This window comes from Candidatus Thiosymbion oneisti, from assembly GCF_004359955.1.
Classification (GTDB): Bacteria; Pseudomonadota; Gammaproteobacteria; order Chromatiales; family Chromatiaceae; genus Thiosymbion; species Thiosymbion oneisti.
The window spans coordinates 13292-34800 of sequence record NZ_SMSC01000007.1; the positions used below are offsets into that span (position 1 = coordinate 13292).

The window sequence follows — 21509 nt, forward strand, 5'->3', positions numbered from 1 at the left end:
CGGCCCGCGCGGACCTTGTCTCGCGTGTAGGTTGGGTTAGGCGCGTGGGGAAACGCCGCGGAGGGCACGGTCTTGAACGCGCCGTAACCCAACACGACGCTGGACACTGGGATCCATTTTAACCAAATAGCTGCTTGAGAAGCTGCGTCATCCCTGGACAGAAAAGATCATGTGATCCTTTGCGACCGATTTGGCGTTCATTGGCGTTCATTTGCGGCAAACAAGTGATTCCCATGCTATCGGTGCTTCGGTACTAGTGTACTACCCCTTGTCGGGCGCCGGTTGGCCTTCGAGCGAAACCGGCGGCAGCTTGACGTTGCGCGAAGGAACGACGGTGGAGATGGCATGTTTGTAGATCATCTGGGTTACGTTGTTTTTCAGCAAGATGGCAAACTGATCAAACGACTCGACCTGCCCCTGGAGCTTGATTCCATTCACCAGAAAGATGGACACGGGGACTCGCTCCTTACGCAAGGCGTTGAGGAACGGGTCCTGCAGATTCTGCCCCTTCGACATGGCTTCATCTCCTTTTTGTTGTAGCGGTACCTGAACGGCCAATCCGAAGCAGCTACCTGATTTCCACCCTTATCAGGCGCAATGCCTGATCGACTGGCTCACCCTGATCGGAGCGATCACAGATCCAATGGACATCGGACTCGGATCGCAACCAGGTAAGCTGGCGTTTCGCGAGCTGCCGCGTAGCGCTAATGCTGCGCTGCACCATATCCCTAAAGGTATACTCACTAAATAAGTATTTCAACATTTGCCGATAGCCCACGCAGCGCATGGACGGCAGCTCCAAAGTCAGATCCCCCCGCGCCCACAGGGCGTGCACTTCCGCCTCGAACCCAAGCTCGAGCATGTTCAGGAACCGCCGCTCGATACGCTGGTGCAGGATAGCCCGCTCCGCGGGCGCACGAGCCAGCTTCAGGAAGCGATAAGGTAGCACCCGGCGGCGATGCCTCCCCGTCAACTGACTCAAGGGGTGACCGGTCAGCTCATAGACCTCGAGCGCGCGCTGAATGCGTTGGGGGTCATTGGGATGGATGCGCCGCGCCGCTGCCGGATCGACCGCCGCGAGGCGCTGGTGAAGCGCCGCCCAACCCTCCGCGCTTGCCTCGGCGGCGAGCCGGGCGCGCACCGCGCCATCCGCCTCCGGAAGACGCGATAGGCCCTGCTGTAGGGCGTGGAAATAGAGCATGGTACCGCCCACCAGGAGGGGAATCCTGCCCGCGGCCACGATCTGTGCCAGCTCGCGCTCGGCGTCCGTACAAAAGCGGGCGGCCGAGTAGGATTCGCTCGGGTCGCAGATGTCCAACAGCCGGTGGGGGGCCTTTTTCAAAACCTCGGGGCCGGGCTTTGCCGTACCTATGTCCATGCCCTTGTAGATCTGTGCCGAATCCACGCTGATGATGTCACAGGGCAGGCGCGCGGCCAGCGCCACTGCCAGGTCCGTCTTGCCCGAGGCCGTAGGACCCATGAGTGCGACGACCAGCGGAGGGTTACCAGGGTATGTCGACATTTAGTCTGTAGCCCGCGTAGGGCGGATAAGCTTGCGCCATCCGCCGTATGCTAGCCACCTCCGTGGGGTGGCGGCCATCCCTGGCCTGACCCAACCTACGGGCTAGTTCGGCTGGCTCCCCACGCTCCAGCGTGGGAGCAGATCCCGACGCTCCAGCGTCGATTAAGCGCCTCGGTCGGCTAACAGCCAATGCCGATCAGTACAGAGGAGTTGAATCCGCGGGAGCGGACAAGACAGCGTTCCCACCTGTTCTGCGTGCAGGGACGCACAGGCAGGCACTGGAGCGTGGGAACGAGCGCCAAAATCGTATTTTCCAAGGTACCCTATGCTAAGATCAGAGAGATACCTTTGGAAACAAGTTTTTGGAGAGATAAATGGCAACTGTTACCTTTTGGAAACTTTGGGGTAGCCATCCTTATCCTAATCGATCCTGCGATACCAAGCTGTTCAAAGACCAGTGCGCGGTAAGAATGGGTGAAGCACTCCGGCGTGCGGGCGTCAATCTAAAGTCATTCAATGGTCTGTGGTGCTATCCGGGTCTAAAACATGAACCGAGACATATTTTGCGCGCCGAAGAGTTGGCAAACTGGATGGTCCGTCAGTCAGTGCTGTTCGGTACCCATAGTGTCTATAAAAAGGTGACCTACAAAGATTTCGTAAAGAAAAAAGGAGTGGTTTTCATCAAGGACGGATGGGGTGCCGGCGATCACATCGACGTCTGGAACGGTTCGCATCTTAAAGGTGGAGATAGATCATGGTTCGCACGGGGAAAAGAGGTCTGGTTCTGGGAGCTTCCATAATCGGATCATTTTGTCTCTTATGGTTTACAGGTAGCCTGTACCCTCTATGGAGTGCCGATAGCCCACTGGACGAGGTAATGATCGCAGACCAGCGTCTTCTGCTGGCCGAAGCAGGCGATAAATGTGTTCTGAAGGTTCTGCCGGACAACTATTTACTTGAGCTCGATGTGGGCTTACCGTGTTATTTTCAGCGCATGGAGGGGATGCTTCTTATTGAAAGTTTCCCAGAGTTTTCTGTAGATCGCATATTTGCTGTCATTGGAACATCTCTGAACGAGGAGACGCGCAATTCATTCGGACTGGACCCGAGCATTGTGTGCGCTGAGAAAGCTCAAGGTATCATTATCGACCGAGGTCAGCTCGTGGCTGTCGACCAGGTCGCAGACGGCGGCGTCTGGTGCCGTGATGAAGGCGTTGACCGCAAACGATATTGGGAGTTTGCGGAAAGTTTTCGGGACTGAAGTGCTGCCGGCTGCCCCGGTGAGAGTGGCAGTGGGTTCGGTGGTAGCGCGCGGCGGGGGTCCGCTGAGGCTTGGCGATATACGGCCCGTAGGCCCTCAACGACCGCGCAGAAACAGGCGATCCAGCTCCGGCCCGGAGAGCTTGATCCAGGTCGGGCGTCCGTGGTTGCACTGGTCGGCACGCTCCGTGCGCTCGAGGTCGCGCAACAGGGCATTCATCTCCTCCGGCTCGAGCCGGCGATTGGCGCGCACCGAGCGGTGGCAGGCCAGGGTGGCGAGCACCCCGTTGATCTCCTCGCGAATGCGTTCGCTGCGCCCATGCACGGCAAAGTCCGAGAGCAGATCCCGCAGCAACCGCTCCGCATCTGCCCCTTGGAGTAGGGCCGGAATCTCGCGTACCACCAGGCTGCCCTCACCCATCCGGTCCAACCCCACACCGAGACGCCGGAATAGCTCCAGATTGGACTCGGCCAGATCCGCCTCCCAGGGAGCGACCTGGACCATGACCGGGACCAACAAGGGCTGGCCGCGGATCGCACCCTCCTCCCAGGACCGCTTGAGGCGCTCATAACCGATGCGCTCATGGGCCGCATGCATATCGACAATCACCAACCCATCCGCGGTCTGGGCCAGGATGTAGACGCCCTGCAGCTGAGCGATGGCATAACCTAGCGGCGGCAACCCGGTGTCCGCTCCGTTCTCTTGGCCGGTATCCGCATCCCGGCTGGACCCGGGTCGTTGGGACTCGAAGTCGGAGCGATACCGGTCCGGGCCCTCAGCTACCCGCAGGGGCATGGGTCGCTGTCGGGGTCCGGGATCTTCCGGCATGGACCGCGCCGATCCCAGGTCAGGCATGCCAGTCGCCGGCGGCGGGCCCTCGACGGGTGCAGGCCCTGCCTGAGCTCTGCCCTCCGCGAGGCGGCGGTGGAGGGCCCGGAAGATGAAATCATGGATCTGCCGTCCCTCGCGAAAACGGACCTCGTGCTTGGCGGGGTGGACATTGATGTCCACCAGCACCGGCGGCAGCTCCAGATACAACACATAGGCCGGCTGGCGGCCCTGGTGCAGCACGTCCTGGTAGGCCAGGCGCACGGCGTGCGCTACCAGCTTGTCCCTGACCATACGTCCGTTCACATAGAAAAACTGGAGATCCGACTGGCTGCGGGAGAAGCCGGGGCTCGCGACCCACCCGTGCAGGCGCATCCCCACCGCCGTCTGGTCCAGGGTCAGGGCATGCTCCGGAAAACCGGCACCCACCAGCTCCTGCAGGCGGTTCCCCGCCGTTCCTCCCTCCCCGGCGACGGGCGCCAGGTCGAACAGGAGCCGCCCGTTGTGGGTGAGCCGGAAGCGCACATCGCAGCGTGCCAGCGCCACCCGACGCACCAGCTGCTCCAAGTGGGAGAGCTCGGTCTTGTCCGTGCGCAGGAACTTGCGCCGGGCAGGCGTATTGTAGAAGAGATCCCGCACCTGGACCGTCGTCCCCACCGGATGGGACGCCGGTACCGGCTCACCCGGCTGGTCGCTGCCATCGCCGCGGACACACCAGGCCTGATCCGCGTCCCGGTGCCGTGAGCTGAGCTCCAGACGGGATACGGACGCGATGCTCGGCAGGGCCTCGCCCCGGAACCCCAGGGTGGCGATGGACTGGAGGTCCGCGACTTCGGCGATCTTACTGGTGGCATGGCGGCAGAGCGCCAGGGCCAAATCTTCCCGGGCAATTCCCTCGCCGTTGTCCCGGACCCGCAGCAGCTTGATACCGCCCCGCTCGACGTCGATCTCGATCCGGTCCGCACCGGCATCCAGGCTGTTCTCGATCAGCTCCTTGGCCACCGAGGCCGGCCGTTCCACGACCTCTCCCGCCGCAATCTGATTGACGAGCTGCGCGGGAAGCTGCCGGATCCGGTTGGTCATGGGAATAGAAACAAAAAGCCGGCGGCCGTGCAAGGGTGACTCGGGGCTGTTGACGCAATCGTCGTGCCAACCGCTAATAGGACAGGATTAACACGATGTTCAGGATTAACAGGATTATTTTTCTTAAATAACAATTATAATATCCTGTTAATCCTGTACCATTAAGAGACAAGCCCGGAGGTTAGAGTTTATTATTCGGTAGCCCTGGCACGTAGGATGCGGTGAGCGCGGCAGGTCTTACAGGATGGTATTATAAGGAAATGCCATTAAGCTAAGTCTTGTAGGTCGGGTTAGGCGCGCGCTTCAGTGTGTTCGGTCAGGCTACGGAATTCGGGTGCGCCGTAACCCTGTTTTGCTAATCCGATCAATTCCCGACTTGCGTATCTTTTCGGCATATCAGCACAACATATGAATTAGGTGTCACAGCTCCTGGGCTCCCAAAAAGTAACTTCGATGAGACGCTTGTCAGTCATTGGCCTCGGCTCCGCAGGGCACTGCAAAGACTGTCGAGAAAACGCCGCAACGAAGGATCCGCGCTTGCCGCGCGGTCGAGGTCCATTGCCTGGATAATGTATTCCGCGAACTCGATGCCCCCCAGGCTGGGAGTGATGTCGGCTTCCAAAATAGCATTGATGAGCGCTTGTTTGTACCGATCACGGGCGCATTTTCGGTCCGGCGCCCGGCAGCCATGGCCGAGCGCCGCTTTGAACGCGGCCCCGTCCAGCAGGAGCCAGCGCTCGATATAGGGGTCGGGGATTGCGAGTACGGCCGGAACTGGGCTCTCGGCCACCGGGATTTGCCGTGTACGCTCTGACAACCCCCTGCAATTGGCATCGGTACCGACCACCAGCAGGTCCGGTAGGTTACCCTGGCGTTTGAGATCACGGAGGTATTCCTTCAGCTCGCGCACGACCTGCCCATAACCGTGCCGCACATTTCTCCAGTCCATACGAACCTCCATATCCTGCTCCGTGGCAACCCACTCGATGAGGGCCCCAATCACCTCCTGGTGCGCGAAGTCCTCGCCGAAGGCCGCGATGGTCTTAACCATCGAAGTCCCCCCGCAGCAGACGCTCGGAAACGGAGAGGGTCCCCTCACCGTAATCTTCGCCTTGGTCCATCAAGGCTTGGTCGATGTCGTCTTTGCGCCCCAGGGGACCCCAGGTCGAGAAGGGCTCGATACTGGTCCCCGCATCCGTTCTTCGGGTAATGAACAGGGATTCGTCCGGGACCAGATCCGGCAGGATGGGGGAGTGGGTCGTGACGATATATTGGGTATTCCCAATCCCGGCTCGGGTCTTCAGCAGCTCGGCAATCAGCTGGATGCGGCGCGGATGAATACCATTCTCCGGCTCCTCGAAGCCCACCAGGGACGGCGGCTCCTTGGCGCCGGCCAGGGCAAGCATTCCTAAGATCCGTAGCGTCCCCTCGGACAACACGCGGGCGGGAATGGGGATACCGACCTCCCAGAGCCTCAGCTCCACCTCGCCCAGGTCGTTGACATCGACGTCGATACCGTCGATCTGCGGCAAGATGGTCTTCAGGGCCTTCTCTACCGCCGTAAATTGTCGCGGCTCCAATTCCTTCAAGGTATTGAGGTAGGCCGGCAGTCCTTCCCCCATCAACTCGATGTACCGCACCTCTTTGACCGGATTGGCGGCACGCATGCGTTCGCGCGGCTCGAAATAGAAGCAGCGCCAACGGCTGATCTCCTGACAGGCCGCGACCAAGTGCGGATAGTCTGGTGGGTTGTGCGACAGTGACAGAATGCTGTGATCGAGGTAACGCTCTAGCTCCAGATAGGGAGTGGGATGGACCTGCCCTTCAAGGCGCAAGTACAACCCCTCGTCATCGCGAGACAAAAAGGGCTCGCACTTGTTGGAGGGCTCACCTTCACTGTTCAGCGCGGCCAAATATTCGTCGGCCACCCGCAGGATCCCCGATCGCGGCACCATTTCGATTTCGATGCGATAACGCAGGAAACGCTCTTGCACGGGGGCCTGCCGGTTCTCCTTTTCTTCCTGTGCCCACTTTGCCTCGAAGCGTTGCTCCAGCTTGCGGACTTGGCGGTTGACCGCATCGATGACTGCTTTCGATAGCGTGAAGTCCACCTCTACGCTAAAGGACACCACCTCTTTGGCCAATAGCCCCTTCAATCCGCCCTCGGGAAAAGAAAACGACTCCAGGGGCCTGCCCCGATACGGCGGCTCGAACGCGTCCTTCAGGGGATGGCACGAGACGACCCTGGAAAGCAGCTGCAAGACATCGAGAAAGTTACTCTTGCCGGCGGCATTGGGACCGAACAACACGGACAGCGGCTGCAATCGCACCTCGAGGTCGCGCAGCGATTTGTAGCCCTGAATCCTGATTCGATTGAGCATGGAAGTGGCCTCTCTATCCTGTCCAAATCACCATGGCACGTATCTTGCTTAATCGTCCGTACCGCAAATCAATATAGGGTTCCAGGACGATGAAGGGGGCTCTGGCATTCATCGAGCCGACACCTGCGCCGGCGCGGATCATCAACCATGACATCATGGGCTGCACCGCCGAGGGCGTGTCGGGTAATCATCTTTACTCCGGGCGTGCCCTGGGTTTGACCGAACCTGGGGACCTGCTCCAGATCCACCCGGAACTCAAGTCCCAGTGGACTTATATCCGAGACCATTATCGGCGCATCGGGCTCAGTCATACCGAGCAGATCATCTGGGATGTCGGCCAAGATGTGCTGTCCCGGTATCCGGAGCGGGAGGTATGCGTCTTCTATTTCGGTGCCGGCGAGCACCGGGTACGACCGGATGCCGCCTGGTTCCGAGTCGTAGATTTCATAAACTCCAAGAACAATTTTATGTCCGTCGCCCAACGACTCGGGGTGCCTGTTCCCAAGACCCTGTGCTTTGCGCAGGCGCCGGACATCAGCGACCGGCAGCTCGAAACCTTTCCGCATCCCTGTTATCTCAAGGCCGCGGTCTCCGTTTCGGGAGTCGGCATCTACCGCTGCGGCGATGCTGCGGAGCTGCGCGCGGCCATTGGTCGCTTCGAGCCAGGGGTTCCGGTCCAGCTCCAGCAGGAGGTCGCAAGCAGCAGCTTTCTCAATCTCCAGTACCGGGTGACGGCAGACGGACTCGAACGGCTGGCGGTCACCGAACAGATACTCAACGGCTGTGCCCATCAGGGCAACCGTTTTCCGGCACCGCACGAGCCCTGGGAATGCGTGGAACCCATGGCCGCATGGCTGTACCGGGAAGGCATGAAGGGGACCTTTGCCTTCGATGTGGCAGTCACACGGAAAGGCATCGGCACCGACTACCTGGCCATCGAATGCAATCCCCGCTTCAATGGGGCCTCCTATCCCACCGCCATCGCCCACAAGCTGGGACTCGCATCCTGGGTGGCGCGGGTCTTTCCCACCCGCCACCGCTCACTCACTTTTCTGCAATTGGCCGGGATCGAGTACAATCCCCACCGAGGCGAGGGTGTAGTCCTGGTCAATTGGGGTCCCATCCTCAAGGGCAAGCTCCTGTGTCTGGTTGCTGGACCGGAGGCGATCCAGGAACAGCTAATCCTGGAGCTCGAGCGGCGTCTTTGATCGCTGCTTGGTCATCGGCACCCTTGGGGGCACCTGATCCCGGCTTTCTCCCCAGGTATTCGGAACGCACGCTTCAAATATTGGCTCGAAAGGACCCAAGGATGGGGATCCTCGGGCTGTAATCAGGCACCGATCAGGGTGCCTTTTTTATTGCCTCGGTCCGCGGGCCAGGGGGTCCTGCTTGGAAGAGAGCATGCCTAAGACATTTTCCCTCATGATCCACGGCGGCGCCGGTGCCCTGGATAACATCAAGGACGACCGAATCGCCGTTCGCTACCTGGAGAGCCTGCGGGTGATCCTCGAACATGGACGCGAGATCCTCTCCCGCGGCGCCGGGGCCGTGGAAGCAGTGGAGACCTGCGCCTCCCAGCTGGAGGACGATCCCCTGTTCAACGCGGGGTGCGGATCGGTGCTCACCGAGCATGGTCATGTGGAGATGGACGCCGGCATCATGGATGGCCGCGACCTAGCTGCGGGCGCCGTGGCCGCCGTCTCCAATATCGCCAACCCGGTCCAGCTCGCCCGCCTGATCATGGACGGCAGCGAGCACCTGATGCTCATCGGCGAAGGGGCGCTCCGTTTCGCCGAACACTGCGGGATGAAACGGACGCCGGACCACTACTTCCTTACCCCCGAGCGCGTAGCCCAGCTGGACCAGGCCCGGCTGAAGCACCGCATTATGCTGGATCACGACGCTGTCGAGGACGCGGGCGAGGAACAGAAATACGGCACCGTGGGCGCTGTCGCCCGGGATCTGGAGGGTAATCTCGCCGCCGCCACCTCCACCGGCGGAATCGTCAATAAGCGCATGGGCCGAGTCGGCGACTCACCCATCATCGGCGCCGGCCTGTATGCGGACAACGAGACCTGCACCGTCTCGACTACCGGCTATGGTGAAGACTTCATGCGCACCCTAATCGCCAAGACCATCTCCGACGTCATCCTGTTCAAAGGCGGCGGCGCCAGGGATGCTGTAACCGCGGGCATTGCCTACCTGCAACGCAAGGTCACCGGCCGCGGCGGCGTCATCGTGATCGACAAGGCGGGCGACTGTGCCAGCGGCTTTACGACCAAGAAGATGGTCCACGGCTGGATCGAGCACGGCGGGGAGGCCATCTGTCGGTTTTAACCTGCATATCCTACCGGGGCGACTGGCAGAGTTTTACAATTGATTGTCACCCTCGTCCGGGACATTGGGCCGCCATGCGTAGTAGATTCGCGTCGGCTTTCCAGATGCAACGCGACAGGAAGATATCGAGCAACTCACTGCGTTCGCCCTTATCAATCGGCTCCGATTGAATAACTCGTCACGGCTCAAGACATTCTCGTACTCGGCCAGCAGGGAGGCACCCATGAGCGGTGTTGCCTCACCCCTCAGGCATAAGACGATGACCTCGTTGGACGCACCGGTACCCAGGCATGCACCTACGAAGACGTCGGTATCGACCGGGATGGGAAAGATCTCAAACAAGGTTGGGTATCTTTTTTACTCAATGTCGCCCACCACCATCCGGGGGTTCATGGCGGCGAAGGTACCTCCTGAAAGATGATCTGTGCAAGCGGGTCGTGATCGATGCGATTCGCTGCGCTCACTGCACATCCTAAACAGGTTTGTTATATCTTTCTCTATCGATCCAATAATCCGGTTTTCGATGCTGATGTGAGACAGCAATGATAAATATGTGATCCGCTTCAATAGAATATAGCAGCTTGTAAGGAAACTTGTGAAGCAGATATTTTCGGATATCATCTCGCTCTGTTGACCATGCTTTTGGATATTCAGAAATTCTTTTCACGGCTTTCTTCACCTCCTCCTCGAATTTCCGGCCGAGACCTCCAAACTTAAGCTCATAGAAGCATGCGGCATCTTCTAATTCCAGCTTCGCATACTTTGAAAAGATAACCCTCATTAGTCCTCCTTGAATACCTCCTCCATGGGAACTCCTTCAAGCCTTCCTTCTCTATAGGCTTTGAGTCTTTTTTCCGCTTCTTCCGCCCATATTTCATCGATCTTGCGATCGGGTTCATCAAGGCTTTTTAACAAAGTCTCAACGACCATAAATCGTTCTTCTGGTTTAAGAGCCATTGCTTGCTCAAGTATTTCTTTGCTACTCATTCTATTTTACCTTATTCCTTCAAAACACAACTTCGCTTATCCCGAAACATATCGAAGGGATAAGTCATCAGCGTTTAAGCGATTGTGTATGCCTACCCGGCATGGGCATGGGAATTTCGGGAACAATGTATGTATCTCATGGTTGAAATTCATGCCCGAGAAAGGGTTCCCGCCACACAGCAAGCACGGCGTACACAGTGGTATACGCAGTAATACCAAGGAGTATCCACAAGGGAGACGAGAACCGAGCGGGGAGCGATCATGGTAAGTTCTCTGTGATTTCGGCGTCGGAAGGAAGCTTAGTTCGGGATGGGGAAGATATCAAACAAGATAACATTGTTATTTTCGGGTGACACTTGTAAAAGGAAAAGCGGTTCAATTTCCAACCCGCACGCAATGAACTGTTCGGGTGTCACTGAGTTTGGTTCCCACCGGATAGGTCTGGGTACACTCAGGTCCCGCCTCTGGACACCGAGGATGGAAGTGACAGCCGGCAGGTGGATTCGACGGCGAAGGCATATCGCCTTCGAGTCGGATAACTTCGCGGCGCTGGTCCGGGTCGATCACGGGCACGGCGGAGAGGAGGGCCTTGGTGTAGGGGTGACGGGGGTCGTCCAGGACCTCGGCGACGGTCCCGCGCTCGACGATGCGGCCCAGGTACATGACGGCTACCGCGTGGGCCAGATAGGAGACCACCGCGAGGTTGTGGGTGATGAAGAGGTAGCTTAAGTCCAGGTCGCGTTGGAGCTGCCGGAGGAGATTGAGGATCTGGGCCTGGACCGAGACGTCCAGGGCGCTGGTGGGCTCATCGCAGACGATGACCTTGGGCTCCACCGCCAGGGCGCGGGCGATGCAGATGCGCTGGCGCTGCCCGCCCGAGAATTCGTGGGGGTAGCGGTCCGCAGTCTCAGCGGACATGCCGACCCGATCCAGCAGGGAATACACCCGCTCCAGCCGCTTTGCCCGGTTGGGCTCGAGGCGGAGGGCCTGGAGGCCCTCGCCCACGATGTCGCCCACTAGCATCCGGGGGTTCATGGCGGCGAAGGGGTCTTGGAAGATGATCTGTAGGTCTTTGCGGTAGCCGCGCATGGCCCGACCGCCGAGCCGGGTCAGCTCGGTCCCGTTGAAGCGCACGGTCCCGCCGGTGGTAGGGATGAGCCGCAATATGCCCTTGCCTACCGTGGTCTTGCCGCAGCCGGACTCACCTACCAGGGCCAGGGTCCCACCCGCGCACAGGTCCATGGATACCCCGTCCACGGCCTTGACGTGACCCACGACGCGGCGGAAGACGCCCTTGTGGATCGGAAAGTGGACCTTGAGGTCTGCCACCCGCAGCACCGTCTTGCCCATCTCCCCGCGGGGGACGGCGCCCTTGGCTCCCGATGCTTTGGAACCTGCGTCCGCGGTCGGCTCGCCATCTTCCCAGAGGTGACATCTCACCTGATGCCCTACTGATGGGGTATGCCACGCGGGCGCTTGATCCCGGCAGCGGTCCATGACCCGGTGGCAGCGGTCGGCGAATCGGCAGCCCTGGAACGGCCGGTCCAGGGGTGGCACCCGGCCTGGGATGACGGCCAAGCTGCCGGTGCGCTTCTCGGGTGCCGGTAGGCTCGCCATGAGCTGGTTGCTGTAGGGATGGGCTGGGCGGGCGAAGAAGTCAGCGACGGTTGCCGTCTCCAGGATGTGACCGGCGTACATGACGGCGAGCCGATCCGCCGTCTCGGCCACTACGCCGAGGTCGTGGGTGATGAGCAGCACCGCCATGCCGGTCTCGCGCTGCAGGCCCTTGAGCAGCCGCAGGACCTGGGCTTGGATGGTGACGTCCAGGGCCGTGGTGGGCTCGTCGGCGATCAGGAGCTCCGGGGCCCCCGCCAGGGCCATGGCGATCATGACCCGCTGCTTCATACCGCCGGAGAGCTGGTGCGGATACTCACCGCTGCGTCGCTCCGGGTCCGGAATGCCCACTGCGCTCAGGAGTTCTAGGACCCGCTCGGATGTCCGGCGGCGACTGAGTCGCTCTGCAACAGATCCCCCCCTCCCCGCCCCTCCCCCGCCAGGGGGGAGGGAGTCACCGTGGACGTGCACGGCTTCGGCGATCTGCCGTCCCACTGTCAGCACCGGGTTGAGGGAGGTCTGGGGCTCCTGGAAGATCATGCCCATGCGCCCGCCCCTTACCCCACGCATGGCGTGCTCGGGCAACGCCAGTAACTCGGTGTTCCCGAGCCATACGGAACCTTGGGTAATGCGTCCGGAGGGCGGCAGCAGCCGCATCAGGGACAGGGCCATCATGGATTTGCCGCAACCCGACTCCCCGAGCAGGGCGAAGGTCTCGCCCCGGCGGAGCTCCAGATCGACGCTGTCCACTACCCGCACGGGTCGGTCCTCGGAACCCAGGAGGGTGGTCAGGGCGCTGACCCGGAGCAGGGGATTGGTCATGTCAATCAAAGACATTTAGCAGGTCCGCACAGCGGACCCTACGCTGACCAGCTGATTATGTGTCGGGTCCGCGGTGCGGACCGCTGGGATGTTGCGGCCATCTAGCTTGTGAAGACCGTTGGTCAGTGCAGATAACAATCGGAAAGAGAACCACGGATGAACACCGATCGACACGGATGGAGAAAAATCCGTGTCTATCCGTGTCTATCCGTGGTTCGAGATAGCGAGGATTAGATCGTTTGTTAATTGAGAACACCTCCTAGTACCTAGTTTCGGTCGATATTGCTAGTCCACACACTGGAGCGGGTAAGCCAAGTGTGTGAGCCAGCAGAGACTATGAACTTGCAACATCGGTCGAAACTAGGTACTAGCAATATCGATCGAAACTAGGTACTAGAGGTCTTACCTCAGTCGTGTCGAAGGATAGCTCAGCTATCTAAGCCGGAAAAGTCATGGCGCCCTCTCATCGGTTGCCGAGAGGGACCGGGGGGAAACCCTAGGCGATGCGCCCGGACCTATGGAAAGACGGCGCAGGATGCGCGGCCGGTAGCGCTCGTCCAAGGACTTGGCACGGATGAATCCGACCAGCCAGGCCAGCGCGCCGGCAAGTCCCCCCAGCCCGGTCACGGCACTCAGCACCTGCGTGTACGCCGGGGCCAAACGTTCGGCGACGAAGGCACCCGCCACCGCCCCGCCGATCATGGCCACCAAGGGTACCAGATAGGCCAGGACCGACGCCTCCAGCAAGGTGCCTTCCGGCAGCCCGATGACCACGTGCTCGCCGGGCCTGGCCCCGATCGTATTATGGGCCCGCAGCAGCAACCGCTTGGGACCCAAATAGCGGGCCAGCAACGAGGTGCCGCAGGTACCTTTGACGGCACAACTTCCGCAACCGCTACGCGATTGCCTTTCCACCTCGGCCAGCTCGCCCTGCACCGAGATGACTTGGCCTGTCTCTTCGATCACCGCCGTCCCCCCGGGGCGTGTCGAAGGCCTGCAAGCACCGCCTCCACCGTCTCGGGCGGCACCTCGCCCACGACCGTAACCTGATGATCGGATACCCGTTTGCCGACGGCATGGACGGCACCGATATGGGTGCCGCCCTCCAGGCCCGCCTGCGGATTGCCTGCCTCGACATAGACGGAAACCGATGCCAGGCCGTCCGAAAGCACGAAATGGTCCACCGGCTGCCCGTCGGCAGCGCGCCAATCATTGTGCATCACCAGGCTGAAACCGGGGGGAAGGGCATCGAACCGCCAAGGCAGCAAGCCGGGAACCGGAGGCTCGGGTCCATACCGCCGTTGCTGCGGCACCGGGCCGGCGGTGGACGCCGTCCCCTGCGATGGCAACAGGTCCAGGGATGTGAACATGACCTGTTCGATGGGATCGGTCTGCTGCCCCATCAGGTCGGATTTGAGCGGCAACCCGCTCTCCCGGTCCAGCTTGCCTTCCAGGGCCGGCTCGTCGACATGCCAACGCCGAGCAGGAGCGACAAGCCGGAACCGCTCCGGCGCAGACGCAGCGGTATGGCGGCTCGGAGGCGGTTCGGCGGCGGGCCCGAGATTGAAGAGCCGGGGCACGGCAACGACGGCGGCAGAGACGGCGCAGGCGACCAGTGCGGCGCCGGCCAGGGGGCGGAGGCGGAGGACCCGTCCTCGGCGTGCCACTGGCCTCTGCAGGGGAGGCTCTGCGGCAACCCGCTCGCTTACACGGGACCTGAGCAGGCGGTATTCAGGGCGAATCTGCTCCGACCGCATGGCGGCACCGATGAGATGGTAGCCCTCCCAGGCCGCAATCAGGCGCTCGTTCGATTCGAGTGCGGACAGGGTTGGGGGTACCAATGTGGGATCGATTTCACCATCCACGAGGGCCGAGAGGTGTCGTCGTTGCTGTTCACTCATCGTTTTCCTCATGGCTTGAGCAAGGGTCTCAAGCGTTTGTCGATCGCCTCGCGGGCGCGAAAGATGCGCGAACGCACGGTACCCACGGGGCATTCCATCGCGTTCGCGATTTCCTCATAGCTCAGACCCTCGAGCTCGCGCAATAGGAGCGCCGTCCGCAGGTCCCCCGGTAGCCCATCAAGCGCCGCTTGCACCGTCCCGGCTATCTCCATGCTCAGCAGATGATGCTCCGGCGTAGCCAGCTCCCGCAGGCGCCCCCCCGTTTCCAGCTGCTCGGCCACATCCGCCTCCACGTCATCTCCGGGGGGACGGCGCCCCTGAGCGACCAGATGATTCTTCACCGTATTGATCGCGATGCGATAAAGCCAGGTATAAAAGGCACTCTCGCCACGAAACCCCGGCAGCGCCCGATAGGCCTTCAGAAACGTCTCCTGGGCAACATCCATGATCTCGCCGGGATCGCGAACATAACGGGAGATAAGACTCGCAACCTTTTGCTGATACTTGATCACCAACAGATCGAAGGCGCGCCTATCGCCTCCCTGCACCCTGGCTACCAACTCCCGGTCGGAGCGCCGATCAGACATGACCCCGGCGTTCCCTGGCCAGTGGCCTGAAATCCGATGGCATTGACAGCTCCCGGTAAACGAAAGTTCTAGGGTCCGGATCAGAAACCACAAACGGACCCGCATCCACATCAATTTCGTGTCCATTCGTGGTTCGTCCTACGGAGCAAGGCCCAGCCCCATCGGCACGCTCACGCGGCGCCTATACCAGGGGCCCCCCTTATAGGTGCCCACAGGATCCGGCACTCACCTACGAGAGTAGGTGCCATGGGTAACAGGTAGCCGACCGCCGGTAGCCACGGCCAGCGCGAAAACGTCGTCGTGGATCACTCAACCGGTGGCGAAGTCCTGCGGCCAGAAGGCGGCATCGTTGCGCAGGGTGACCAACCCCTCGCGCCCATAGTCAGAACGAATAGTCCCTGACGAAATGTGTTGGTTTTTAGACAGCCTCTAAGGGCGGCGACCGCCCCGAAGCAGCGATAGTCTCGGCATTCGGGGAAGAAATTCAGAAATGCTATGAAAGAGAAATATCGATTCGAGACAATCTACCGGAACGGGCGTCGGGCCTCAAGGTATCGGGAAAGACACCGAGGCGAGCGCGTATAAAAAATTTATACAGGTGAAGCCACGGCGTCGGAAAGACTCATCGGTGCCCACCCTGCCGCCCGCGGGAGTTTCCGGTAAGATCTATCTCCATGAATAACATCCTTCGCTACGATGTCCTGATCCTCGGCAGCGGAGCGGCGGGCTTAAGCCTTGCCTTGAAGCTGCGCTCGGACATCGCCGTCGCAGTGGTCTCCAAGGGCGCGCTGCTCGAGGGCAACACCTATTACGCCCAAGGTGGAATCTCCGCCGTGCTGGACCCCAAGGATTCGGTGGATTCCCACATCCAAGACACCCTCCGGGTCGGTGGCGCCTTGTGCGACCCCGAGGTGGTCCGCCTGGTCGCAGAGCACGGACCCCGGGAAATCCACTGGCTGCTTCGACAGGGGGTGCGCTTCACCCGCGATACCCAAGGGCAGGACCCAAGCAGCTATCACCTCACCCGCGAGGGGGGACACAGCCACCGCCGCGTCGTCCATACGGCGGATGCCACCGGCAAGGAGATCGCGGGCACGCTGGACCGTCGCATACGCGAGCGTGACAAGGTCCACCTCTACGAAGACCACAACGCGGTGGATCTGATCACCACCCGCAAGCTGGGCCTTGAGGACAATCGTTGTATCGGTGCCTACGTGCTGGACCGGCGTTCGGGACGGGTCGTCACCCTGGTCGCCCGCTGCGTGGTCCTGGCGACCGGCGGCGCCAGCAAGGTCTACCTCTATACCAGCAATCCCGACGTCGCCACCGGCGACGGCATCGCCATGGCCTGGCGTGCCGGCTGCCGGGTCGCCAACATGGAGTTCATGCAGTTCCACCCTACCTGCCTTTATCACTCCGCGGCCAAATCCTTTCTCATCAGCGAGGCCCTGCGCGGCGAAGGGGCCCGTCTGCTGTTACCCAACGGTGAGCGCTTCATGCCGCGTTTCGACGAACGGGCGGAGCTGGCCCCGCGGGATATCGTCGCCCGCGCCATCGACCATGAGATGAAGCGTCTCGGCAGCGAGTGCCTGTACCTGGACATCTCCCACCGGCCCGGTGCATTCATCGAGCAGCACTTCCCCACGATCCACGTGCGCTGTCTGGAACTGGGCGTGGATATCACCCGCGAGCCGATCCCCGTGGTGCCCGCTGCCCACTACACCTGCGGCGGCATCCTGGTGGACAGGCAAGCCCATACCGACCTGCCCGGACTCTACGCCGTGGGCGAGGTCGCCTGCACCGGACTGCACGGGGCCAACCGCATGGCCAGCAATTCCCTGCTGGAATGCCTGGTATACAGTGAGCTGGCGGCCCGGGCCATCGAAGCGCACATGACCCGACCGGCACCGGAGCCGGAGGTACCCCTCTGGGACGAGAGCCGGGTCACGGAACCCGACGAGGAGATCGTGGTCGCCCACAACTGGGACGAACTGCGCCGTTTCATGTGGGACTATGTGGGCATTGTCCGCACCAACAAGCGCCTGCGGCGGGCCAAGCGCCGGGTAGACCTGCTGCGCCAAGAGATCATCGAATACTACAGCAACTTCCGCGTCGGTAACGACCTGCTGGAGCTGCGCAACCTGGTGGAGGTGGCGGACCTCATCATCCGCTCCGCGCAAAGCCGATGCGAAAGCCGCGGCCTCCACTACAACCTCGATTTTCCCGACGCAGACCCGTCCCAGCGCATACCTACGATTCTGATCCCCGCCGGCTACCGCCCGCGGTGCGGGGTCTAAAGAGGCTGTCTAAGAAACTAATTGTCAGGTCCCACCTGATTGATGGCGTCGGACGCTGATGCTATCGAATCCAACCCTCTGTGTTCTCTGTGTCCTCTGTGGTGAGAAAACCAATGTAAACGTCCAGCCCCCTCTCGACCCTGATCCCGAAAACGAGAAATCAACGGCTTATGCCCGCATCAAGCCGAAATCCTTAAGGGGGATGAACGGTTACGACCGGTGTCCAACTGAACACAACCGGAGATCCATATGTCGAGATTCGTCCTCCTGTTGCCGGCCCTGCTGGCCTGGCCCCTACTAGCCAGCCCAGCCTTCGGCAGCGAGTGTTTCTGTCTGGTTGCTGCCGACGATACCACTTGGTTCGACTGCCTAGAGCAGACTGGCCCTCCAAGCACCCAACCGCGGATCTTCTGCCTGGATGCCGTCAGCGGCGAACAGATCGAGCTGACCGGACGAGCGGATCTGGAGCGAATAGCGGACGGAGAACCTCCCTGCACCCCCTGCCGGTTGAGCGACAGGGCCGACTTGGGGCGTGTCATGCGCGGAAAGAATGGAGAGGACGATGTGCAAACGGCACCGCCCGAGCCCGTAACCCAGCCTGCCGACGGGGAGGAAGACCAGCCGTGAGCACCAACCCCCGCATCCTGGATCTCGGCGCCGCCGTCACCCTGATCACGGCCCTCATCTATACCGCCGGTTGGTCCTACGCCTACCACTGGTACGACCGCTTCGAGCTAGGCCTGATCGGCCTGGGCATCCCCTTCCAATATCACTTCATGTACGGCTTCTGGGTCTTACAATCGTTCTGGTGGCTGATACTCGCCATCGTCTGGATGGTGGGTCTGACCTACTGGGCCCGAGTCGATCCCATTCTGGACCTCATGGCCCGAACGGCGCCCCTCTGGGGTCTCCTGGCCTTCGTACTCTTCTACTTCATGGGCGAGGCCGCCGCTCGGGCCGACTACCGGGATCACCGGGAATCAGGCTTCCAGCACTACCCCCTGGTCCGGGTCTGGGCCACACTAGACCCAGGCGACGCCCCCGCCAAGCTCCAGACCGTGCAGCAAGATCTGACCGCCGGCAACTACCGCTTGCTGCTGCAGACGGCCCGCTCCCTGTATCTCATCCGACCCAACCAAGACGGCGGCCAGATGCCGACCCTCCAGATACCACACGATCAGATCCGGGCCCTGCGGCGGATACCCACCAATCCGGGTCGTTGATCCGACTGCCTGACCGATCGCAGCCCCAAGCCTCATCGTTGAAGCTCAGAACCTCTCCGTTGAGGCTCAGAGCCTCGCCGTTGAGGATCAGAACCTCTCTGTTGAAGCTCAGAGCCTAGCCGTTGAGGCTCAGAACCTCGTTGTTGAGGTTCAGAACCTCTCCGTTGAGGCTCAGAGCCTCATCGTTGAAGCTCAGAACCTCTCTGTTGAGGCTCAGAGCCTCATCGTTGAAGCTCAGAACCTCTCTGTTGAGGCTCAGAGCCTCTCTGTTGAAGCTCAGAACCTCGTCGTTGAGGTTCAGAACTCGCCGTACTGCACAACCTCGCGGTTTCGCTTCATTTGTAGGGGACACCCCTTGTGGATGCACCCGACTACGAAAATCACGTCGGTATATAATTCCCTGTGGCTCTTTATGGATTCCAGACTGTTTTGGAGTGCGCCGGCAAAGCGGCGCGGTCGAATCGAACCTCAGCAATCGGGGATACCCGTGGTGTTTACCGGGAACCTGGACGCCGGGTTGCGCACGCGCCGCGGCGACGGCGCTTTCCCCTGGCCGCCGTGCTTTTGCCGGGGCAGTGCGTTACCGAATCCAAAGCGGCGGCGGGTCGGTACGCTAGGCCTATCCCGCGGCTGGGTCGGGTACCGCGGATTCTCTCGTTCCCACGCGCCGCGTGGGAACGTGGAAGCTCCGCGCCGCGGAGTGTTTCGGAGACTCCATGAGCCGTAGCCGCTACCGTATTGTCGAACCGCAGGCACCGCATTTCATGACATTCACCGTGCTGGAATGGCTACCGGTGTTCACGCGCCCCGATACGGTGGAAATCCTGCTGGAAGCCTTCACCTACCGCCGGCAAAATTGGGGGGTTCGCTTGTACGGCTATGTGATTCTGGAAAACCACCTGCACTGTATTCTTCAGTCACCGGATCTGGAAAAACAAGTGAAGCATTGGAAATCTTACACGGCGCGGCAGATTATCGATTATCTGCGGGCCAGAAACTCGACGCAGTTATTAGCAAAGCTGGCCTATTACAAGAAAGGATACAAGACGGATCGTGACTATCAGTTATGGGAAGAAGGATCGCATCCGCAGTGGATTCAAAACGAGGCGATGTTAGTGGAGAAATTGGCGTCTATTCACAACAATCCGGTCAAACGCGGGTATGTGGATCGGCCGGAGCACTGGCGTTATTCCAGTGCGCGGAATTATTTGGGCATGGAAGGTTTGATTCCCGTCTATACGGAATGGTGGACACGGGCTTGATTCTCTCCGCGGCGCGGAGCTTCCGCATTCCCACGCAGCGCGTGGGAACGAGAAAACGAGATCTTGTACCGATAGGCGATGAAGCTGGGTAGTCGAGAATGAGGCCGAAGATGATGAACGCAAGATCCGGGATTGCTTGTTTGGTGGTCGTACTGCTGGCCGTGGCCGGCCCGACTTGGGCGCTGGAGCCCGTTGGCCCCGCTTCCGAGGTCGTGCTCCAACTACTCCGCGAGCAGGGGGATGGAGAGCCGACCGCAGAGGATCTAATCGACGCCCTCAACCGATTCACGGTTGGCCTCTACCAGGTCGGTCAGTACGCCCAGATGGGAACTGCTGCCCGAGAGGCATTGAATTTGTCCGAACGGGACCTCGGCCAAGAGCACCCAAAAACACTCGCCGCACTGAACAACCTCGCGACTTCGCTTGAGAAGCAAAGCCGCTATAGCAAGGCCGAACCGCTGTATGTGCGCGCCCTGGAAGCCCGCGAGAGGACACTGGGCCGGGACCACCCTGATACCCTCGTCAGCGTCAACAACCTCGCCACGCTGTATTACGCCCAAGGCCGCTATAGCGAGGCCGAGCCGTTCTTGGTCCGCGCCCTGGAGGGTCACGAGCGGACGCTAGGTAAGGACCATCCCAGTACCCTCATCAGCGTCGACAATCTCGCTGGGCTATATTACAAACAAGGCCGTTCTAGCGAGGTCGAGCCGCTCTTGTTGCACGCCCTGGAGGCCCGCGAGCGGGCCCTGGGCCAAGACCACCCCGATACCCTCGCCAGCGTCAACAACCTGGCCGGGTTGTATCGAGCCCAAGGCCGCTATGGCAAGGCCGAACCGCTCTCTATACGCGCCCTTATGGCCCGCGAGCAGATCCTGGGCCAGGACCACCCCGATACCCTCATCAGCCTCAACAACCTCGCCCTCCTTTATGACAAACAAGGCCGCTATGGCGAGGCCGAGGCGCTGTATGTGCGTGCTCTGGAGGCCCGCGAGCGGACCCTGGGCCGGGACCATCCCGATACTCTCGCCAGTGTCAACAACCTCGCTGATCTGTATCGAGCCCAAGGCCGCTATATCGAGGCCGAACCCCTGCATCTGCGTGCCCTCGAGGCCCGCGAGCGGATGCTGGGCGAGGAGCACCCCGACACATTGCAAAGCGTCAACGAGAACCGCAAAGGTATAAATAACACAAAGGATTTCAAAGAGATGCCTGAGTGAGATACTCGTGCTTGCGCCGTACCCGATGGGTAGCTCGTGCTGTTGTCGTAAGGGCGGGTTTCAAACCCGCCCATACACCTTTCTTACCTGCGAAACCTTTGCGTCCTTTGCGCCTTTGTGGTTCCAATTCTGTAAGAGACTGCCTAGAAACTCATACCTTGTAAATCAGTTAGTTATGCGTAGAAGT

The 21509-nt window shown here is 60.7% G+C and carries 22 protein-coding genes; 9 read left to right on the top strand and 13 right to left on the bottom strand.

Annotation, left to right across the window (positions count from 1 at the left end; translation table 11 throughout):
- Nucleotides 1–261 precede the first annotated feature (261 nt).
- Both hfq and miaA read right to left on the bottom strand, forming a co-directional pair.
- The gene (gene hfq / locus E1958_RS05160; protein WP_133510924.1) at nucleotides 262–516 is read right to left on the bottom strand and encodes an RNA chaperone Hfq; all 255 of its coding nucleotides are present in this window, start codon (nucleotides 514–516) and stop codon (nucleotides 262–264) included.
- 52 nt (nucleotides 517–568) lie between these two features.
- The gene (miaA, locus tag E1958_RS05165; protein ID WP_133510925.1) at nucleotides 569–1522 is read right to left on the bottom strand and encodes a tRNA (adenosine(37)-N6)-dimethylallyltransferase MiaA; all 954 of its coding nucleotides are present in this window, start codon (nucleotides 1520–1522) and stop codon (nucleotides 569–571) included.
- Between the two features lie 374 nt (nucleotides 1523–1896).
- Between miaA and E1958_RS05170 the strand changes: the two genes are divergently transcribed.
- Entirely contained in the window at nucleotides 1897–2322 is a 426-nt protein-coding gene (locus tag E1958_RS05170; protein ID WP_133510926.1) for a type VI secretion system amidase effector protein Tae4, read from the top strand.
- Between the two features lie 77 nt (nucleotides 2323–2399).
- Entirely contained in the window at nucleotides 2400–2783 is a 384-nt protein-coding gene (locus tag E1958_RS05175; RefSeq protein WP_133510927.1) for a hypothetical protein, read from the top strand.
- 96 nt (nucleotides 2784–2879) lie between these two features.
- Here the strand turns inward: E1958_RS05175 and mutL are convergent, their stop codons facing one another.
- The 3 genes from mutL to E1958_RS05190 form a co-directional block, all read right to left on the bottom strand.
- Complete coding sequence (gene mutL / locus E1958_RS05180; protein ID WP_133510928.1) at nucleotides 2880–4694, bottom strand: DNA mismatch repair endonuclease MutL; 1815 nt, start codon at nucleotides 4692–4694, stop codon at nucleotides 2880–2882.
- A gap of 469 nt (nucleotides 4695–5163) precedes the next feature.
- The gene (locus E1958_RS05185) at nucleotides 5164–5745 is read right to left on the bottom strand and encodes a hypothetical protein (protein ID WP_133510929.1); all 582 of its coding nucleotides are present in this window, start codon (nucleotides 5743–5745) and stop codon (nucleotides 5164–5166) included.
- Nucleotides 5738–7075, bottom strand: a complete 1338-nt coding sequence (locus tag E1958_RS05190) for an AAA family ATPase (RefSeq protein WP_133510930.1) — start codon at nucleotides 7073–7075, stop codon at nucleotides 5738–5740. The genes E1958_RS05185 and E1958_RS05190 overlap by 8 nt, the downstream gene beginning before the upstream one ends.
- Nucleotides 7076–7164: 89 nt before the next feature.
- On the opposite strand from E1958_RS05190, the gene E1958_RS05195 reads away from it, so the two are divergent.
- On the top strand, nucleotides 7165–8283 hold the full coding sequence (locus tag E1958_RS05195) for an ATP-grasp domain-containing protein (protein ID WP_207787954.1): 1119 nt from the start codon (nucleotides 7165–7167) through the stop codon (nucleotides 8281–8283).
- Between the two features lie 193 nt (nucleotides 8284–8476).
- A complete protein-coding gene (locus E1958_RS05200) occupies nucleotides 8477–9412 on the top strand; it encodes an isoaspartyl peptidase/L-asparaginase family protein (RefSeq protein WP_133510931.1) in 936 nt (311 codons plus the stop codon).
- Between the two features lie 33 nt (nucleotides 9413–9445).
- Here E1958_RS05200 and E1958_RS05205 read toward each other — a convergent pair whose 3' ends face one another.
- From E1958_RS05205 to rpoE, 7 genes are all read right to left on the bottom strand, one after another.
- The gene (locus E1958_RS05205; protein WP_133510932.1) at nucleotides 9446–9754 is read right to left on the bottom strand and encodes a PIN domain-containing protein; all 309 of its coding nucleotides are present in this window, start codon (nucleotides 9752–9754) and stop codon (nucleotides 9446–9448) included.
- A gap of 130 nt (nucleotides 9755–9884) precedes the next feature.
- Nucleotides 9885–10193, bottom strand: coding sequence for a type II toxin-antitoxin system RelE/ParE family toxin (locus E1958_RS05210; protein ID WP_133510933.1), 309 nt, complete (start codon nucleotides 10191–10193; stop codon nucleotides 9885–9887).
- Nucleotides 10193–10399 (bottom strand): addiction module protein, encoded by a 207-nt coding sequence (locus E1958_RS05215; protein WP_133510934.1) that lies wholly within the window; start codon nucleotides 10397–10399, stop codon nucleotides 10193–10195. The genes E1958_RS05210 and E1958_RS05215 overlap by 1 nt, the downstream gene beginning before the upstream one ends.
- A gap of 375 nt (nucleotides 10400–10774) precedes the next feature.
- Complete coding sequence (locus E1958_RS05220; RefSeq protein ID WP_133511019.1) at nucleotides 10775–12835, bottom strand: ABC transporter ATP-binding protein; 2061 nt, start codon at nucleotides 12833–12835, stop codon at nucleotides 10775–10777.
- Nucleotides 12836–13285: 450 nt separating this feature from the next.
- Entirely contained in the window at nucleotides 13286–13801 is a 516-nt protein-coding gene (locus E1958_RS05225) for a SoxR reducing system RseC family protein (RefSeq protein WP_165742242.1), read from the bottom strand.
- Entirely contained in the window at nucleotides 13798–14736 is a 939-nt protein-coding gene (locus tag E1958_RS05230; RefSeq protein ID WP_165742245.1) for a MucB/RseB C-terminal domain-containing protein, read from the bottom strand. Before E1958_RS05230 ends, E1958_RS05225 begins: the two co-directional genes overlap by 4 nt.
- Nucleotides 14737–14744: 8 nt before the next feature.
- On the bottom strand, nucleotides 14745–15323 hold the full coding sequence (gene rpoE / locus E1958_RS05235; protein ID WP_133510937.1) for an RNA polymerase sigma factor RpoE: 579 nt from the start codon (nucleotides 15321–15323) through the stop codon (nucleotides 14745–14747).
- 674 nt (nucleotides 15324–15997) lie between these two features.
- Here rpoE and nadB point away from each other — a divergent pair.
- From nadB to E1958_RS05250, 3 genes are all read left to right on the top strand, one after another.
- Complete coding sequence (gene nadB / locus E1958_RS05240) at nucleotides 15998–17620, top strand: L-aspartate oxidase (protein WP_133510938.1); 1623 nt, start codon at nucleotides 15998–16000, stop codon at nucleotides 17618–17620.
- A gap of 249 nt (nucleotides 17621–17869) precedes the next feature.
- Nucleotides 17870–18247 (top strand): hypothetical protein, encoded by a 378-nt coding sequence (locus tag E1958_RS05245; protein WP_133510939.1) that lies wholly within the window; start codon nucleotides 17870–17872, stop codon nucleotides 18245–18247.
- Nucleotides 18244–18843, top strand: coding sequence for a hypothetical protein (locus E1958_RS05250; RefSeq protein ID WP_133510940.1), 600 nt, complete (start codon nucleotides 18244–18246; stop codon nucleotides 18841–18843). Before E1958_RS05245 ends, E1958_RS05250 begins: the two co-directional genes overlap by 4 nt.
- A 115-nt stretch (nucleotides 18844–18958) precedes the next feature.
- On the opposite strand, the gene E1958_RS05255 is transcribed toward E1958_RS05250, so the two are convergent.
- A complete protein-coding gene (locus tag E1958_RS05255; RefSeq protein WP_133510941.1) occupies nucleotides 18959–19195 on the bottom strand; it encodes a hypothetical protein in 237 nt (78 codons plus the stop codon).
- Nucleotides 19196–19559: 364 nt separating this feature from the next.
- On the opposite strand from E1958_RS05255, the gene E1958_RS05260 reads away from it, so the two are divergent.
- Nucleotides 19560–20105, top strand: a complete 546-nt coding sequence (locus E1958_RS05260; protein ID WP_133510942.1) for an REP-associated tyrosine transposase — start codon at nucleotides 19560–19562, stop codon at nucleotides 20103–20105.
- A gap of 110 nt (nucleotides 20106–20215) precedes the next feature.
- Nucleotides 20216–21322: a tetratricopeptide repeat protein gene (locus E1958_RS05265; RefSeq protein WP_165742321.1), complete on the top strand. Its 1107-nt coding sequence runs from the start codon at nucleotides 20216–20218 to the stop codon at nucleotides 21320–21322.
- The last annotated feature ends 187 nt before the right edge of the window (nucleotides 21323–21509 follow it).